Below are 15,480 nucleotides of genomic sequence, written 5' to 3'. Positions count from 1 at the left end.
CTCAACTGTCACTGATCCTGGGGGGATTGCATGACCGGCCGTATTTCCGGTGCGTCCGCGTGGCGCACGAGACGCGAGAGACGGGCGCGGGCCCTCGCCCGGTCCGCCGGATTCGCCGCGTTCCTGTCGCTGCTCGCCTCCCTGCTCACCCTGAGCGTCGCGACCCCGGCTGCCGCAACCGCAACCGCAGCCGCAGGCACAGCCACCGGTACCGGTACCGGTACAGCCACCGGCTCCGCCGCCGACGCCCCCTGCGCCGCCCTCCCGCTCGCCCCCTTCGGCGACCCCGGTGACGCCCTCGGCAAGGCCACCGTGCCCGTCGGGCAGAGCGCCTGTTTCAGCGTGACGGCCACGGCCGCGGGCGAGCATCTGCTGACGGTGCACGATCCGGCGGGTGATCTGCACGCGCAGCTGACAGCGGCCGACGGCACCCCCGTGGACTGCTACGAGGAGGAGTTCCAGGAGGACGGCCGGTGCCGGATCCCGGCCGCCGGCGACTACACCGTCACGGTCACCAACAGCGGCTGGGACACGGCCGACGTCTCCCTCACCCTCGTCCCGCTGGGCGCCGCCACCGACGGCTGCTTCGCCCCGGCCGGCACCGGCTGGGACCAGCCCACCGCCGCCCGCTCGGCGGGGAGCCCGGTGCAGATCGACTGCCAGCCCTTCACCGGCGAGCCGGGCGAACGCGTGCTGCTCAGCCGGAGCACCAAGGTGTACGGCGGTGTCGTCGCCTGGATCACCGACGGGACCGGCGCCCGGATCTGCCCGCGCTTCGCGGAGGACGGCGCGCACTCCCTGAGCTGTGTGCTGCCCGGCGACGGCCCCTACCGCGTGCTCTCCCGGGTCACCGACCCGCAGAACGGCTTCCCCGCCGAGTACGCGGTCAGGGCCCGCTCCCTGTCCGACCCCCAGGGCTGCCGGACCGCCTCCGTACGCCCCTTCGGGCCGATCGAGGGCCTGGACTTCCAGGCCACCCCCTGCTTCACGTTCACCGTCGACAAGGCCCGGGACCTGCTGGTCCACGCGGTCGACGCCGAATCCGCGGGGCCCGTCATGGTGTTCGACCCGGCCGGGAAGATCGCCTGCTACGCCATCGACCCCTGCGAGCTGCCCGCCGCGGGCCGCTACACCGCCGTCCTGGAGGAGTCGTACCTCTTCGGCGTCACCGACGACGATCTGCTGCTGCTCGACCGCGCCTCCGCCGCCGGATGCGTGCCGGTCGGGACCGGGCTGTACCGGGGCGAGCTGCGCTCGGCTGGGCAGTACGACTGTCTGACGCTGGACCTGCCGCAGGGCGCCCGGATGGCCGCCCTCACCCCGAGCGCGGCGTCCGGCGTGGACATCGACGTGGAGGTCTTCGACCGCACCGGCACCGCCCAGTGCTCGGCGACCCAGCTCACGAACGGCGACTGCGCGCTGACCGGGACGGCCCCCTACCGGGTGCTGGTGCACACCGAGGACAGCGGCGAGTACGCGGTCGGCCCGTACAGCGTCGCCCTGTACCGCACCGACGCGGCGAACGACTGCCCGGTGCTGCCCGCCGGAAGCTTCGCCGCGGGCGGCGCCGAGGCCGCCTTCAGCACCGGCGACGGGGTCTTCGCGCAGTGCTTCGCGGTCCCCGCGGGTACGCGGGCCCGCACCGAGGTCTTCCAGCTGACCGCCGTCTCCGGCGCGGTACCGGCACGGTTCTCGGTGCTGGACGGGTCGGGCCGGAGCGTCTGCGAGGTCTACTCGACCACCAGCGGCTGGACGGCCTGCTCGCTGACCGCTGGCCAGCGGCACACCGTGCTGGTCACCGGCCGCGACCAGGCCGCCGGCTACACCCTGACCCGGCGTGACGTCACCGCGAGCGCCGCCTCGGCGGGCTGCGCGAAGAGCGCGGCCGTCCAGGTCGGCGGGCCGTCCCTGAAGGGCACGTCCGGCGCCGCCGGCACCCTGACGTGCCATCAGATCACCACCGGCGCGGCCACCGACGTCGTGCACGTGGACGTACGGGACGCGCAGGGCTCCGCCAACATCGTGGTGTTCGCCGGGGACGGCACCGTCGAGTGCTCCTTCCGCAACCGCTCCTGCGCGGTGACCGGCTCCACCACCCACCAGGTCCTGGTGCAGACCCCGGCCAGGCTGACGGCCGCCCCCGGCTACCGGCTGGACGCCCTGCGGATCGGGACGGCGGCCGGTCCGGCGCCCGAGTGCACCCGGGTGCCCTCGGTGGCGTACGGCTACGGTCCCATCACCGGCACCCTGGACGAGAGCCGCACCGCGGTGTGCGCGGTGCTGCCGACCGCCGGGCTCGACCGCTTCAACGCGGAGATCACCGACACCACCGGCGCCACCACCACGGCGGTGCCCGCGCTCTACAGCTCCACCTGGAGCAACGGCTGCGTGCGGTACGTCCCGACCGGCTGGCAGTGCGCCGCGAGCGAGTCGTCCGCCGTGCCCGGCCCCAGCGTCTTCCTGCTCGGCCTGCCCGAGCAGGCGGCCGGTACCGCCTACCGCGCCCGGCTGAACTGCTTCTCGTCGCTGTGCGGACCGGACAAGGTCGCGGTCACCGCCGTCAGCCCGACCACCGGGGCCTCCGGCACCAGGACCAAGGTCACCGTCACCGGCACCGCGCTCGGCCCGGGTACCGAGGTCCGGCTGAGCCTCAACGGCAGGACGATCAAGGCGGTCGCGGACTCCGTCGCCCCCGACCACAGGTCCGTGACGGCCACCCTCGATCTGACCGGCGCGGCACCCGGCAGCTGGAACGTCAGCGTGTACGCGGGCTGCTGCGAGTTCTCGCGCGGCACCTTCACGGTGACCCCGCCGCAGCTCACCAGCACGGCCCCGCCCAAGGTGACCGGCACGGCCAAGGTGGGCGCCAAGGTCACCGCCGCGCCGGGCAGCTGGTCGGCGACGCCCACCTCGTACACGTACCAGTGGAAGACCGACGGCCGGGCGATCTCCGGCGCCACGGGGCAGTCGTACACCGTGCCCGCCGCGGCGCTCGGCAAGAAGCTGACGGTGTCCGTGACCGCGCTGCGGTCCGGCTGGCAGAGCGGGTCGGCGACCTCGGCGGCGGTGACCGTGGCCAAGGGGGACGCGCCGAAGGCCACCAAGGCGCCGGTGATCAGCGGCACCGCGAAGGTCGGCCGGACCCTGAAGGCGACCAAGGGGACCTGGACACCGGCGCCGACCAGCTACACGTACCAGTGGTACGCCAATGGCGCGGCGATCGGCGGGGCCACCAAGTCCTCGCTGGTGCTGAAGTCGGCGCAGAAGGGCAAGAAGATCACCGTGAAGGTGGTCGCCAAGCGGACCGGGCACAAGGACGGGTCGTCGCTGAGCAAGCCGACGAAGGCGGTGGTGAAGTGAGGCGGCGGTGACCTTCGCCGGTGACTGACGGGAGGGAAGGGACAGCAGGGGCGTTCCGGGGCCGACATGGGCCGGGGCGCCCCTCCCGCGCTACGGCCGCCCCTCCGTCGAGGTGACCGACTCCGGGACCCGGTTGCTCGTCCTCGCCGTGTACTTCGGGGGCTTCGCCGTGACCATCAGGCCGGCCACCAGGGCCGCCAGGACCATGACGCCGGCCGCCCACCAGATGGCGACGGTGTAGCCGTGGACGGTGCCCTCGGCGAGGACGCGGGCGCGGTCGGCGGGGTTGGTGAGGTTCGCCGTGAGGTAGGCGGCGGTGCTGGTCGTGGCGATGGTGTTGAGCAGGGCCGTGCCGATGGAGCCGCCCACCTGCTGGGAGGTGTTGACGGTCGCCGAGGTGACGCCGGAGTCCTGCGGGGCGACGCCCGCGGTGGCGGTGGCGAAGATCGGCATGAAGGTCAGGCCCATGCCGAGGCCCATCAGCAGCAGCGCCGGGAGGACCTCGGTGGCGTAGTCGGAGCGGATCGTGATCCGGGTCAGCAGCAGCATGCCGCCCGCCGCCAGCAGCATGCCGGGCACCATCAGGGTGCGCGGCGAGACATGCTGGAGCAGCCGGGCCGAGATCTGGGTCGAGCCGATGATGATGGCGACGGTCAGCGGCAGGAAGCCGAGGCCGGTCCGCACGGGCGACCAGCCGAGGATGCCCTGGAGGTAGTACGTCAGGAAGAGGAACAGGCCGAACAGTCCGATGGTGGCCAGGGTCATGGTCAGGAAGCAGCCGGCGCGGTTGCGGTCCTTGATGATGTGCAGCGGGAGCAGGGGCTGGGTCGCCCTGTTCTGCCACCAGACGAACGCCGCCAGCAGGGCGACGCCGAACGCGAAGAGGCCGAGGACCAGCGAGTCGGTCCAGCCGCGCGACTCCGCCTCGCTGAAGCCGTACACGATCGCGACCAGGCCGCCGCAGCCCAGCACGACGCCGGGGATGTCCAGCCGGGCGCCGGGGCGGCGGTCGCTGTCGTGCAGCAGGGAGAGCGCGCCGAACACCGCGATGACCGCGATCGGGACGTTGACGTACAGGCACCAGCGCCAGTTGAGGTACTCGGTGAGCAGCCCGCCGACGATGAAGCCGATCGCCGACCCGCTGCCCGCGATGGCGCCGTAGATGCCGAACGCTCTGCCGCGTTCTCTGGGGTCGGTGAAGTTCGTGGTCAGCAGGGACAGCGCGGAGGGGGCCAGTACGGCGGCGAAGGCGCCCTGGAGGGCACGGGCGCCGAAGAGCATCCCGGAACTGGTGGCCGCGCCGCCCAGCGCGGAGGCGGCGGCGAACCCGATCAGGCCGATCACGAAGGTACGTTTGCGGCCCACCAGGTCGGCGATCCGGCCACCGAGCAGGAGCAGACCGCCGAAGGCGAGCGTGTAGGCGGTGATGACCCACTGGCGGTTGCCGTTCGAGATGCCCAGGTCGTGCTGCGCGGAGGGGAGCGCGATATTCACGATGGTCGCGTCCAGAACCACCATCAGCTGGGCAAGACCGATGATCACCAGGCCCCACCAGCGACGGGGATCGGCTTCCGCGGAGGGCTCACCTGGTCGGGTGACACTCACGCGATCAGTCGACCATGGATCGGGAGGGGGCGCATCCTGGGCGGCCCCGGTGCCGGCTGCTGTGCCAGCTCCGGTGCCGGCTCCGGTGCCGGCTCCTGTGCCGGGGCGGGCGGCACCCGGATGCCCAGGCCGATCCCCACCTCGACCGGGGCCTTGATCCGGGCTCCGATCCCTCCCCTGATCCTCACCTCGATCCGGCCCCGGGGTCGGGTGCGCCGGGGCCGGGCCCGGGCCCGGGGCCGACCGGTGGCTCGGCGAGCGGGTCGTGGTGCACCTCGGCTTCGCCCCCGGCACACCCCGGCCCGGCGACGCCCTCGCCGAGCGATTCGACGACGGTCCCGGCGACCTCCCGGCCGGGGCTGGCGGGCAGCGCGGTCGGCTGGGGCAGCGGCCCCTGCATGCCCTCGCGCGGGGGCGGTGTCCAGGAGGTGCACGCTGGCGACCGCCACGGCGATACGGACCTGCCCGGGGTCCGGCCCCGGGTGACGGGTGACCGTTGTGGCTGTCGGGGCCCGGCCACGGTTCCTGGTCGGGCTGGGGTCGGCCACGGTTGCAGATCAGGTCGGGGGGCGGTCAGGCTTTTGGGTCGGGTCCGCGGGGACCACACCCTCGCCGCCGACGGCGACGCGTACGACCTGGGACCACCCCCGCGTGCGCGGGGACCACAGGCGTCGACCTGGGGCTTTGCTGGTGCCGAGGAAGGATTCTGCCCACTTTGCCAAACTCCGGCTTAACCACATGCGCCAGCGTCGCATCGCGATCCGAACACTCCTAGACTGGCGCGGCCCCCGCCCAAACGGCAACGAGCGGTGGACTGGACATAGCTGCGCATACTCGCAATCCATTGACGCATCCTGACCGGGACCTCAGCCCCATCCCACTGAATGAAATCGACGCTTCTCCCGGATAGAAGTGCAGGCCAGGAAGCGTCAGCCCCGCGCACGCGGGGATGTTCCGAGCCCGCACATGTATGTGCGGAAGCACCGTGGGTCGGCCCCGCGCACGCGGGGATGTTCCGGTCGTCCTGACCAACATCGGGACCCGGTACGCGTCGGCCCCGCACACGCGGGGATGTTCCCTCGTTGCGGGCGAGACTCTGCGGTGGTGACTGGTGTGCCGGTGCTGCACGAGGCGCGCGCGATGTAGCTGATCCGATCACGGGGGCGGCGCTCTGCCTGAGCGGCGTCCCTGACATGGTGCTCGCGGTCGCCATGGCCTGTGCCGACCTGGACTGATAGGCCGGACCGGCTGCTGCATCTGGCGGCTGGTTGGCCGGGCACCGGGGTGACGTGGGAGTTCGCGTCGCGGCTCTGCTCAACTCCCCCCTCTCGCCTCCGGGCAGGGGAGCATTTCGTCGTCCGGTGTGGTGCTATCCGAGCGGCACTTTGGCGAAAGACTCCCACTCGTACATGTAATTGTCGCGATTGATCACGATGAGTTCGGCTGCGGTGATGTAGGCGCTGGCGGGTGTCACGTCGGCTGTGTCCAGAGCGCGGATGACGGGGTCCGCAGGGCCGTCGCCCGCGCTGTAGGCGACGGACAGGTGCGGGGTGAACCCGTCGGCCTTCTCCGGTACTTCGCTGAGTACATCGCCGATGGCTTCGCGAATGGCGGCCCGCACTGCCCGCACCGGCCCGTCTGGGCGGACGGGCAGGAGCACGGCCTCAGGGTCGAGCACTGCCGGTCCGATCTCCAGGTCCAGTGCGGGCAACTGCGACAGACGGGTGCGCGCCCGATCGGTGATCGCGTGGACGTCGGCTTCCTCGATCTCGCCCACGAATCCGATGCCTTGCATGGTGAGATGCAGCCACTCGTCGGGGATGGGGGTGAGGCTCTCTCCGAGCGGGGCGAGCACGGCTCGGTACTCAGCGGCCAAGCGGTGCACGTCATCCTGGCCCTCGAAGGTGAGATGCCAGGTGTAGAAGCGGCGGCCCGCACTCCAACCGGGCCGCCACCACCAATGGTTCCGCATCGCTTCGGGACGATTCGTCATGCCCGAAATCAAATCAGGCCAGGGGGGTCGGCACACCACTCTCGCATCTGTCGCGATGACACACAGGCGTACCGTGGATGGATATCCACCTGGCGGGGGTGACCATGCGGTACGAGGACGAGATGAGCATCGGTGACCGGATCAGCCGACTGCGAGCCCGACGCAAACTCACGCAGGAGCAGTTGGCCGAGCGCTCGGGCGTGTCCGTGGACACCGTGCGGAAGCTGGAGCAGAACAGGCGGTTGACGGCCCGGCTGTCCACCCTCAACCGGCTTGCCCGCGCGCTCGACGTTGAGACGTCCGCGCTGGTCGGTCAGCCCACCACCTTCGAGGCGAACAGTGAGGGAGACGCCCCGTCGGTTCTCGCGCTGCGGCAGGCGGTTTCCCCGATCGGTGACCTCCTCGGTGAGGAGTCCGACGCCGAGGAACCGCCCACCATGGGGGCGCTGCGCGCCTCCCTCGACTCCACGGAGCGCATCCGCCGCGAGGGCCGCATGGGCGAGATCGGAGCGCTCCTGCCCCAGCTCATCCGTGACGCGAAGGCAGCCGCCCGCGCCTACAACGGGGCCTCGCAGGCGGCGGCGTACGCGGTGCTCGCCGAGGCGTACCAAGTCGCCGCCACCACGCTCACCGCGCTGGGCAAGGAGGATGCCGCGTACACCGCGATAGAGCGCGGGACGGACGCCGCCCGACGCTCCGACGACCCCCATCTGGAGGCCATCGGCGCATCCACCCTGGCCTGGATCTTCACACGGCAGGGGAGGCTGGAGGACGCCGAGCGGGTCGCCCTGAGCTACGCCGACCGGATCGAGCCCGGTTTCCGCTCTCCGCCGCTCGAACTGTCCCTGTGGGGCATCCTCTTGCTGCGCGCGGCCACGGCCACCGTGCGGCAGGGGGAAGGCAAGTACGACCGCGTCGACGAGCTGCTGCGGATGGCGACAGGCGCTGCGGCCGGCATCGGCACCGACCGGCTCGACTACGCGACCCCTTTCGGCCCCACCAACACGGGAGTGGCCAAGGTCAACTTCCTGGTCGAGATGGAAAGAAGTCAGGACGCGATCACCACGGCCCGTACGGTGCCGGGCATCGCGTCTCTTCCTCCCACCTGGCGGGCCCGCTTCCACGTCGACCGCGCCTTGGCGTACTCCGACCTTGAGCGTGACGAGCAGGCCACCAAAGCGCTCCTGAAAGCCGAGCAGGACGCCCCGGAGTGGATGCGCTACCACGGCACCGCGCGCCGTGTCGTCGCAGAGCTGCGCGACCGCGAGCGGCGGCGCACCTCACCCGTGACCGAACTCGCCGACCGACTCCACCTGGACGGGTAGGACGCAGCGCCCTACTCGCGTATGAAAGTGGTGCGCAGCGTCCCTGTCACGCCACTTGCGCCCAGTTCTACGGTGCGTCCACTGAACGGCGGTGTCGGCCGAACTTCCCCCACCAGGGTTCCGGTCCGGCACCACTTCGCATCGCATCGCATCGAGGGACGCCCATGAGCAGCGCTGTCCACGACATCCCGGCCGAGGCATTCGGCCTCCTCCTCCCACCAGCCGACGCGCTGACCGACGCGCAGGTGCGGGGTGCGGTCTGCGTCTGGGACGCCTCCGAGCAGCCGCTGCCGACAGGGATTGCGGTCGATCTCGGCGAGCGCCAGGGCGACGGAGTCCGCTGGTTCCCGCGCGCCTGCCGCACCCACACCGGACAGCAGGCGTACCGGGCGCTGCTGGACCACGCCCCCCCTGTGCGGGCAGTGCACCGGCGACGCCGACAACTGCTCCACCGGCGTCGGCCTGCGCCGCCTGATGAGGGACGGGCGGCGCCCCGCGTGACGACTCAGCGACACCCCGAGCCGCCCCCGCTCCTGGGGCTGCCCCTGCGGCCCCCGCAGCCGCTCCCTGGCTGCGAGCGGTGCGACGCCTGGGCGCGCGAGCGCGTGAAGGCAGCCACCGAGGGCGACGGGTCCCGGGTGTCGGACATGAACGTCCTCATCCGACGCCACCACCCGCATTCCACCAGCCGTCGGGGGAAGCCATGACCGGCACCGGTCAGGACCGCCCCCGCCACGGGCGGGGTGGGGCGGTGACGCGGTGAACGTCGGCACCTGGCCCGCACCGGGCACCTCCCGCATGACCATCGAGACGTACCGGGTCGGCCCGGACGGCCAGCGCACCGGCCCCACCGTACGACGCACCCACCGGCCCACCCCGGGACCCCTCACCACCGTCTCCCACCCCTGGCCCCCGTGCCGCTGCCCCCGCTGCCGAACCGGCCAGGGACCACGGCCCGAGGTTCCCCGCCTCTCCGGCCCGGAGGCGTGAGGCGATGTCCCCGACCGGACTGTCGTCCCGGCCGGTGCCCGCCAACCCGGCCCGGACCACCTGCGCCAGCGGCGCGTCACGATCAGAGCACTCCTAGACTGGCGCGGCCCGCCCCAAAACGACAACGAGCCGGGTACTAGACATAGTTGTGCATACTCGCCATCCATCGACCCACCCTGACCGGGACCTCAGCCCGATCCCACTGAATGAAAACGGGGCTACTCCCGGATAGAAGTGCAGGTCAGAAAGCGTCGGCCCCGCGCACGCGGGGGTGTTCCCGGGTGGGTGCAGCACTCGGCGCAAATGATCGTGTCGGCCCCGCGCACGCGGGGGTGTTCCCCCCAGGCCATCGGACACGGCCATCGTGCGGCAGTCGGCCCCGCGCACGCGGGGGTGTTCCGGAGCGTCAGGAGGAGCGGGCCCGCCAGGAGCGGTCGGCCCCGCGCACGCGGGGGTGTTCCGTGCACCAGGCGTCCTACGTGGTCAGGCTCCTCGTCGGCCCCGCGCACGCGGGGGTGTTCCGCGCCCACGCTGCCCTATGCGGGCGGTGGTGACGTCGGCCCCGCGCACGCGGGGGTGTTCCGATGGGGACCTTCAGCTTCACCGGCATCTCCACGTCCGCCCCGTGCAGGATCAGATGGGACGAGATCGGGCGGGGTCCGGTCACGGTTCCTGATCCGTCCGGGGGCGGGTCACGGCTCCAGTACGACCTTCCCGATCGTCCCCCGTGTCTCCAGGGCGCGGTGGGCGGTGGCGGCCTCGGTGAGGGGGAAGCGCTGGACGGCGGGGGCGAGACGGCCGGCGGCGGCCTCGGCGAGGGCGCGCAGTTCGAGCGTGCGGATGGGGTTGGCGCCGCCCGCCTTCCGCATCATCGCCGGCCCGAGGACCTGCTCCGAGACGCCCTCGACGAGGTACGGCTCGCCCTGAGCCGGTCCGTCCGAGGACCAGCCGAAGACGATGTGCTGTCCGCCGGGGGCCAGCAGCGCGACCGACTCGCGGGCCGCGTCGCCGCCCACGCCGTCGAAGACCTGGGTGACCTGCCGGCCGCCGAGGTGGGCGCGGACCTTGGCCGGCCAGCCGGGGTCCTTGTAGTCGACGGCGAGATCGGCGCCGTTCGCCGCGACCCGGGCGACCTTCTCCGGGCCGCCGGCCAGGCCGATCACGGTGGCGCCCGCGTTCTTGCCGTACTGCACCAGCAGCGTGCCGATGCCTCCGGCGGCGGCCGGGACGACGATCACCGAGCCGGGGCCCAGTTCGGCGAACCCCAGGATCCCCATCGCCGTACGCCCGGTCCCGATCATGGCGACGGCCTCGGCCGCGTCGAGGTTCGCGGGGATCTCGTGGACCCGGTCGACATCGGCGACGGCCAGTTCGGCGTACCCGCCGGGGGCGAAGCCCAGGTGCACCACGACCCGCATGCCGAGCCACAGGTCGGCGACGCCCTCGCCGAGCGATTCGACGGTCCCGGCGACCTCCCGGCCGGGGATGGTGGGCAGCGCGGTCGGCTGGGGAAGCGGCCCCTGCATGCCCTCGCGCAGGGCGGTGTCCAGCAGATGCACCCCGGCCGCCGCCACGGCGATACGGACCTGGCCGGGGCCGGGGACCGGGTCGGCGACCTGCTCGTAGGTGAGGTTCTCGGCCGGGCCGAAGGTGTGCAGACGGATGGCGTGCATGGGGGCTCCCCTGGGGATGAGCGAGCAGGCCGGCTGGGCTGGGCTGACCTGGGCTGGGCTGGGCTGGGCCACGGCCGTGCGGGCCGCGGACTCTCTCCCGACACCCCCACTCTTCAACCTCAAGCTTGCTTCAGGTCAAGCGTGGTGCCGGGAACGTCCCCCGGGCGGTGGCCCAGCGCCAGCGACACCGCCGTGCGGGCGCTGGTGAAGGACACCTCCGACAGCACGCCCGGCGCGGCCACCTCGTCGCCCACCAGATACACCCCCGCGCCCCGATCGACGGCGGGCCGGTCCCGCCAGCTGGTGCCGGGCAGGTCCACGGCCCCCGTACGGCCGTTGGCCAGGGCCTCGCGTCGCCAGGTCACGCGCTCGCGCCAGCCCTCGAAGGCCAGGTCGAGCAGTTGTTCGGCGCGGGCGATGCCGTCGGCGCGGGACTCCTCGGGGCCGATCGGGATGTGCCCCTGGATCAGCTGCTCGCCGGCCGGGGCGAGGGTGCGATCCTGCGCGGTGAACCGTTCCAGCCAGCCCGGCGCGTCCAGGTCGGACACGATGAACGGGTCGCCGCGCCGGGTCCGTACCGCCAGATCGATCAGGGCCGTACGGCCGCCGGTCCAGGTCAGCGAGGGGTCCTGGAGGAGGCGGCGGGCGGCGGCGAGGGAGGTCGCGACGATGACGGGGGTGTCGGTGGGCAGGGTCGCGACGCGGGAGAGGGTCTCCACCCGGACGCCGAGGTTCCAGGCGTGGGCGGCCATCCGGTCGATCATCGTGGCCCAGCCGCCGCGCGGGTAGTGCGCCTCGGGCGGCAGCCTGGTCGCGCGGCGCAGCCGCTCCTGCACGAACGCGGCGGACAACGCGCCGGGGTCGTGGTGGAAGAGGGCCACGGCGGCGTAGTGCGCGGCGGCACGGGCGCCCTCCGCACCGACCCGCTCGGTCGCCCAGGTGCGGAAATCGACGTCGACCGGGGCTCGGTCGGCGCCCAGGCGCAGCAGCCTGAGCATCGCGAAGGGCGGGGTGCGGCGCAGCCGTCCGTGGTGCCGCAGCCGGAACCGGGCCCCTTCCAGCGGCGGGATCGTGGCGAGCGGCCCGATCAGATCGCGCTCGCGCAGCCAGGTCCAGTGGGGGCCGCCGTTGTAGAGGGCGTGCGGGCCGTCGTTCGTCCGGTACGTCCCCTCGGCGGTACGGGCCCGTCCGCCGAGGGTGTGGTGGGCCTCGTGCAGGGTGACGTCGGCGCCCGCCTCGGCGGCGGTGATCGCGGCGGTCAGTCCGGCGAAGCCGCCGCCGATGACGGTGATGCGGTCCATGGGCGTGGTCTCCCTTGGGTCGGAGGTCTTGCGTGTACGACCGTCGGGCGGCCCGGAATGTGACATCGGGGGTGGGAATGGGTCCCGGGGTTGGTTGTTTCCGCAGGTCAGGGGGATTGTCAGTGGTGGGGTGCAGGATGGGGGCATGGTGAGGCGAGCGGCGGCGGGTGGAGTGCGTGGTGCGGGTGCCGGGGCGGGTACGGGGGCGTCCGGGGACGGTCGTGGGGCGAGGGCGGCACGGGTGAAGCCCGCCCGGCGCCCGGAGGTGCGGCTCCCCCCGCTGGAGCCGTACGAGGGCCAGGGACTGGAGCCGGACGGGGACTACGACGGGCTGGAGTTCCAGGACGGCGACTTCGCGGGGCAGGACGGCGGCGGGGCCCGGTTCATGGACTGCGCGCTGACGGGGTGCGCGCTGGACGAGACCCGGTTGCACCGCGCCCGTTTCCTGGACTCGGTGCTGTCCGGGCCGCGCGGGGTCGGCACGAATCTCGCGGAGTCCACGCTCCGGGACGTGGAGGTGCGGGACGCGCGGCTGGGCGGGGTGCAGTTGCACGGGTCGGTGCTGGAGCGGGTGCTGATCCGGGGCGGAAAGATCGACTACGCCAATTTCCGCACGGCCCGGCTGAAGGACGTGGTGTTCGAGGGGTGTGTGCTGGTCGAGCCCGACTTCGGCGGGGCGCGGCTGGAGCGGGTGGAGTTCGTGGACTGCACGCTGACGGGGGTGGACTTCAGCGCGGCGACGCTCACGGACGTGGATCTGCGGGGCGTGCTCTCGCTGGACATCGCGAGAGGAGTGGACCGGCTGGCCGGCGCGGTGATCTCACCGGGCCAGCTGCTGGACCTGGCCCCGGTACTGGCGGCGGAGCTGGGAATCCGGGTGCTGTGAGCGGGCGGGGGGCGGCGGGCGGGGGTGCGGGCTCGGTGAGGTGCTGGGGCTGCGGTGAGGTGCGGCGGCTGCACGGGGGCGTACAGCGACCGTTGCTGGGCCTACCGCGGGGGCTGCTGGGCGTACGGCGGCGGTTGTACGGGCGTAGGGCGGCGGCCGTACGGGCGTACGGGCGTACGGTGGCGGGCTGCTGTGACGCACGGCATCTGCCCCAACTGCCGCATCTGCCCCACCCGCCCCACCTCCCCACCCACCGCATCTGCTCACCCACCCCACCCGCCACCACCCACCCCACCCGCCACCACCCACCCCACCCGCCATCACGCACCGCATCGGCGGCCACTCACCGCATCGGCCCCCGGTACGGCATCCGCTCGCCGCGTCCGGCGGCTTGGCTCAGGAGACGCGGGGAAAGCGGGCCTGGAGCGTCCAGACGGCCGGGTTCTCCCCGAGGTCGTCGTGCAGGTCGATCAGGTCGGCGAGCAGGTCGTGCAGAAAGTCCCGGGCCTCGCGGCGCAGCTCGGTGTGGGAGAAGCTCAGCGGGTGCTCGTCGGCCGACATCCAGTCGGCGTCGATGTCCACCCAGCCGAAGCGGCGCTCGAAGAACAGCCGGTCGGTGGACTCGGTGAAGTCCAGCTCGGCGTGCTGGGGGCGGCTGGCGCGGGAGCCGGCGGGGTCGCGGTCGATCCGTTCCACGATGTCGCACAGCGCCCAGGCGAAGTCGAGCACCGGGACCCATCCCCAGGCGGTGGACACCTCCCGGTCCGTCTCCGTGTCGGCGAGATAGACATCACCGCAGAACAGATCGTGCCGCAGCGCGTGCACATCGGCGCGCCGGTAGTCGGTCTGCGGCGGGTCGGGAAACCGGTTGGAGAGGGCATAGCCGATGTCGAGCACGGAGGTGATGGTGTCACGGCCGCCATAGGATCGCGGACGTGCCCCGATTCGCGCTTGTTGTCCCCCACCTGGCCCTGGCCCTCACCCTGACGGCGTGCGTCACGACGGACGGCGAACCGGGCGCCCGGGGCGGCGCGGGCGCGGGCGACCCGTACTTCCCGAAGGCGGGAAACGGCGGCTACGACGTCACGCACTACGCCCTGGACCTCGCCTACACCCCCGACGACCGCCACCTCACGGGCCGGGCCCTGCTGACGGCGAGGGCGGCGGAGGACCTCTCCGCGTTCAACCTGGATCTGAAGGGCATGACGGTGGAGGCGGTGGAAGTGGACGGAAAGACCGCCGACTTCGAGCGCTCGGGCCAGGAACTGACGGTCGTCGCGCCCGGCGGCCTCACCAAGGGCGCCGACTTCCGGGTGGCGGTCCGCTACGCGGGCGAGCCGCAGACGATCACCGACCCGGACGGTTCGAAGGAAGGCTGGCTGCCGACCGGGGACGGGGCGCTGGCGCTGGGCCAGCCGGTGGGCTCGATGGCGTGGTACCCGGGCAACCACCACCCGTCCGACAAGGCGACCTACGACATCGCGGTGACGGTCCCGCAGGGCCTGACGGCGGTCTCCAACGGCGAACTGGCGGCGGAGCGGACGGCGGAAGGACGCACCACCTTCACCTGGCGCACCGCGGAGCCCATGGCCTCGTACCTCTCGACGGTCGCGATCGGCCGGTACGAGGTGAGCCGTACGGCGACGCGGGACGGCCTCCCGGTGTACACGGCCGTCGACCCGGCGGAGACGCGGGCGAGCCGTGCGGTGCTGGCCCGTGTCCCGGAGGTGCTGGAGTGGTCGCAGAACCGTTTCGGGCCGTACCCCTTCTCCTCCACCGGCGCTGTGGTCGACCGCGCGGGAGCGCTCGGCTACGCCCTGGAGACCCAGAACCGCCCGGTCTTCCCCGGCGCCCCCACCACCCGTCTCCTGGTGCATGAGCTGGCCCACCAGTGGTACGGGAACTCCGTCTCGCCCAAGACCTGGCGGGACATGTGGCTCAACGAGGGTTTCGCGACGTACGCGGAGTGGCTGTGGGAGGAGGACCAGGGCGGTCTGACCGCCCAGCAGACCTTCGACGCCCTGTACGCCGACACGTACTACCCCGACCCGGCCGACAACAAGGCCGTCTGGTCCTTCCCGCCCGGGAACCCGCCCGGCGCGGCGGACATCTCGGGCCGCCCGGTGTACGACCGCGCGGCGATGGTCCTGCACAAACTCCGCGGGGCGCTGGGCGACAAGGCCTTCGACACCCTCCTGCGGGACTGGCCGGGCGCGCACCGCCACGCGACGGCGGACACGGAGGATTTCATGAGATACGCGCAGTCCCTGGCCGCCCCGGACCGGAATCTCGCCCCCATCTGGGAGGACTGGCTGTACGGGGAGGGGAAACCCGGTAAGCCGTGACC

General features: G+C 72.6%; 11 protein-coding genes and 1 CRISPR repeat array. Of the genes, 5 read left to right on the top strand and 6 right to left on the bottom strand.

Translation table 11 applies throughout. The features are described 5' to 3' along the window. The first annotated feature begins 30 nt into the window (after nucleotides 1-30). Nucleotides 31-3,360 (top strand): Tat pathway signal protein, encoded by a 3,330-nt coding sequence (locus ACFXAZ_RS07930; protein WP_384586458.1) that lies wholly within the window; start codon nucleotides 31-33, stop codon nucleotides 3,358-3,360. Nucleotides 3,361-3,450: 90 nt separating this feature from the next. Here the strand turns inward: ACFXAZ_RS07930 and ACFXAZ_RS07925 are convergent, their stop codons facing one another. The 3 genes from ACFXAZ_RS07925 to ACFXAZ_RS07915 form a co-directional block, all read right to left on the bottom strand. Next, nucleotides 3,451-4,965 carry an MFS transporter gene (locus ACFXAZ_RS07925; RefSeq protein ID WP_384586456.1) on the bottom strand — a complete coding sequence of 505 codons (1,515 nt, stop codon included), beginning with the start codon at nucleotides 4,963-4,965 and terminating at the stop codon, nucleotides 3,451-3,453. Nucleotides 4,966-5,149: 184 nt separating this feature from the next. Then, entirely contained in the window at nucleotides 5,150-5,365 is a 216-nt protein-coding gene (locus tag ACFXAZ_RS07920; protein ID WP_384586454.1) for a hypothetical protein, read from the bottom strand. 969 nt (nucleotides 5,366-6,334) lie between these two features. Beyond that, on the bottom strand, nucleotides 6,335-6,958 hold the full coding sequence (locus ACFXAZ_RS07915; protein ID WP_384586452.1) for a 2'-5' RNA ligase family protein: 624 nt from the start codon (nucleotides 6,956-6,958) through the stop codon (nucleotides 6,335-6,337). 77 nt (nucleotides 6,959-7,035) lie between these two features. On the opposite strand from ACFXAZ_RS07915, the gene ACFXAZ_RS07910 reads away from it, so the two are divergent. Further along, nucleotides 7,036-8,283, top strand: coding sequence for a helix-turn-helix domain-containing protein (locus ACFXAZ_RS07910; protein WP_384586450.1), 1,248 nt, complete (start codon nucleotides 7,036-7,038; stop codon nucleotides 8,281-8,283). 164 nt (nucleotides 8,284-8,447) lie between these two features. Continuing rightward, nucleotides 8,448-8,990 carry a hypothetical protein gene (locus ACFXAZ_RS07905; RefSeq protein ID WP_384586448.1) on the top strand — a complete coding sequence of 181 codons (543 nt, stop codon included), beginning with the start codon at nucleotides 8,448-8,450 and terminating at the stop codon, nucleotides 8,988-8,990. A gap of 533 nt (nucleotides 8,991-9,523) precedes the next feature. Continuing rightward, a CRISPR array of direct repeats spans nucleotides 9,524-9,856; the repeat unit is 28 nt; unit sequence GTCGGCCCCGCGCACGCGGGGGTGTTCC. 109 nt (nucleotides 9,857-9,965) lie between these two features. Here the strand turns inward: ACFXAZ_RS07905 and ACFXAZ_RS07900 are convergent. After that, a complete protein-coding gene (locus ACFXAZ_RS07900; RefSeq protein WP_384586446.1) occupies nucleotides 9,966-10,946 on the bottom strand; it encodes a zinc-binding dehydrogenase in 981 nt (326 codons plus the stop codon). 119 nt (nucleotides 10,947-11,065) lie between these two features. Continuing rightward, nucleotides 11,066-12,247, bottom strand: a complete 1,182-nt coding sequence (locus tag ACFXAZ_RS07895; protein ID WP_384586444.1) for an NAD(P)-binding protein — start codon at nucleotides 12,245-12,247, stop codon at nucleotides 11,066-11,068. A gap of 145 nt (nucleotides 12,248-12,392) precedes the next feature. Here ACFXAZ_RS07895 and ACFXAZ_RS07890 point away from each other — a divergent pair, with 145 nt between their 5' ends. Further along, nucleotides 12,393-13,133: a pentapeptide repeat-containing protein gene (locus tag ACFXAZ_RS07890; RefSeq protein WP_384586442.1), complete on the top strand. Its 741-nt coding sequence runs from the start codon at nucleotides 12,393-12,395 to the stop codon at nucleotides 13,131-13,133. 396 nt (nucleotides 13,134-13,529) lie between these two features. On the opposite strand, the gene ACFXAZ_RS07885 is transcribed toward ACFXAZ_RS07890, so the two are convergent. Continuing rightward, complete coding sequence (locus ACFXAZ_RS07885) at nucleotides 13,530-14,030, bottom strand: hypothetical protein (protein WP_384586440.1); 501 nt, start codon at nucleotides 14,028-14,030, stop codon at nucleotides 13,530-13,532. A 38-nt stretch (nucleotides 14,031-14,068) separates the two neighbouring features. Here ACFXAZ_RS07885 and ACFXAZ_RS07880 point away from each other — a divergent pair, with 38 nt between their 5' ends. Beyond that, on the top strand, nucleotides 14,069-15,478 hold the full coding sequence (locus tag ACFXAZ_RS07880; RefSeq protein WP_384586438.1) for a M1 family metallopeptidase: 1,410 nt from the start codon (nucleotides 14,069-14,071) through the stop codon (nucleotides 15,476-15,478). Nucleotides 15,479-15,480 lie beyond the last annotated feature (2 nt).

Origin of the sequence: Streptomyces sp. NPDC059477 (assembly GCF_042749375.1) — a bacterium.
In the GTDB taxonomy this organism is placed as follows: domain Bacteria; phylum Actinomycetota; class Actinomycetes; order Streptomycetales; family Streptomycetaceae; genus Streptomyces.
The sequence above is the reverse complement of the archived record's forward strand: the minus strand, read 5'-3'. Positions and strand labels throughout refer to the sequence as shown.

What these genes read in the sequence shown, in the direction of transcription:
- ACFXAZ_RS07905 (WP_384586448.1), top strand. Translation starts at nt 8,448, where the DNA reads ATGAGCAGCGCTGTCCACGACATCCCGGCCGAGGCATTCGGCCTCCTC.
- ACFXAZ_RS07920 (WP_384586454.1), bottom strand. Translation starts at nt 5,365, where the DNA reads ATGCAGGGGCCGCTGCCCCAGCCGACCGCGCTGCCCGCCAGCCCCGGC.
- ACFXAZ_RS07895 (WP_384586444.1), bottom strand. Translation starts at nt 12,247, where the DNA reads ATGGACCGCATCACCGTCATCGGCGGCGGCTTCGCCGGACTGACCGCC.
- ACFXAZ_RS07900 (WP_384586446.1), bottom strand. Translation starts at nt 10,946, where the DNA reads ATGCACGCCATCCGTCTGCACACCTTCGGCCCGGCCGAGAACCTCACC.
- ACFXAZ_RS07915 (WP_384586452.1), bottom strand. Translation starts at nt 6,958, where the DNA reads ATGACGAATCGTCCCGAAGCGATGCGGAACCATTGGTGGTGGCGGCCC.
- ACFXAZ_RS07910 (WP_384586450.1), top strand. Translation starts at nt 7,036, where the DNA reads ATGGATATCCACCTGGCGGGGGTGACCATGCGGTACGAGGACGAGATG.
- ACFXAZ_RS07890 (WP_384586442.1), top strand. Translation starts at nt 12,393, where the DNA reads ATGGTGAGGCGAGCGGCGGCGGGTGGAGTGCGTGGTGCGGGTGCCGGG.
- ACFXAZ_RS07930 (WP_384586458.1), top strand. Translation starts at nt 31, where the DNA reads ATGACCGGCCGTATTTCCGGTGCGTCCGCGTGGCGCACGAGACGCGAG.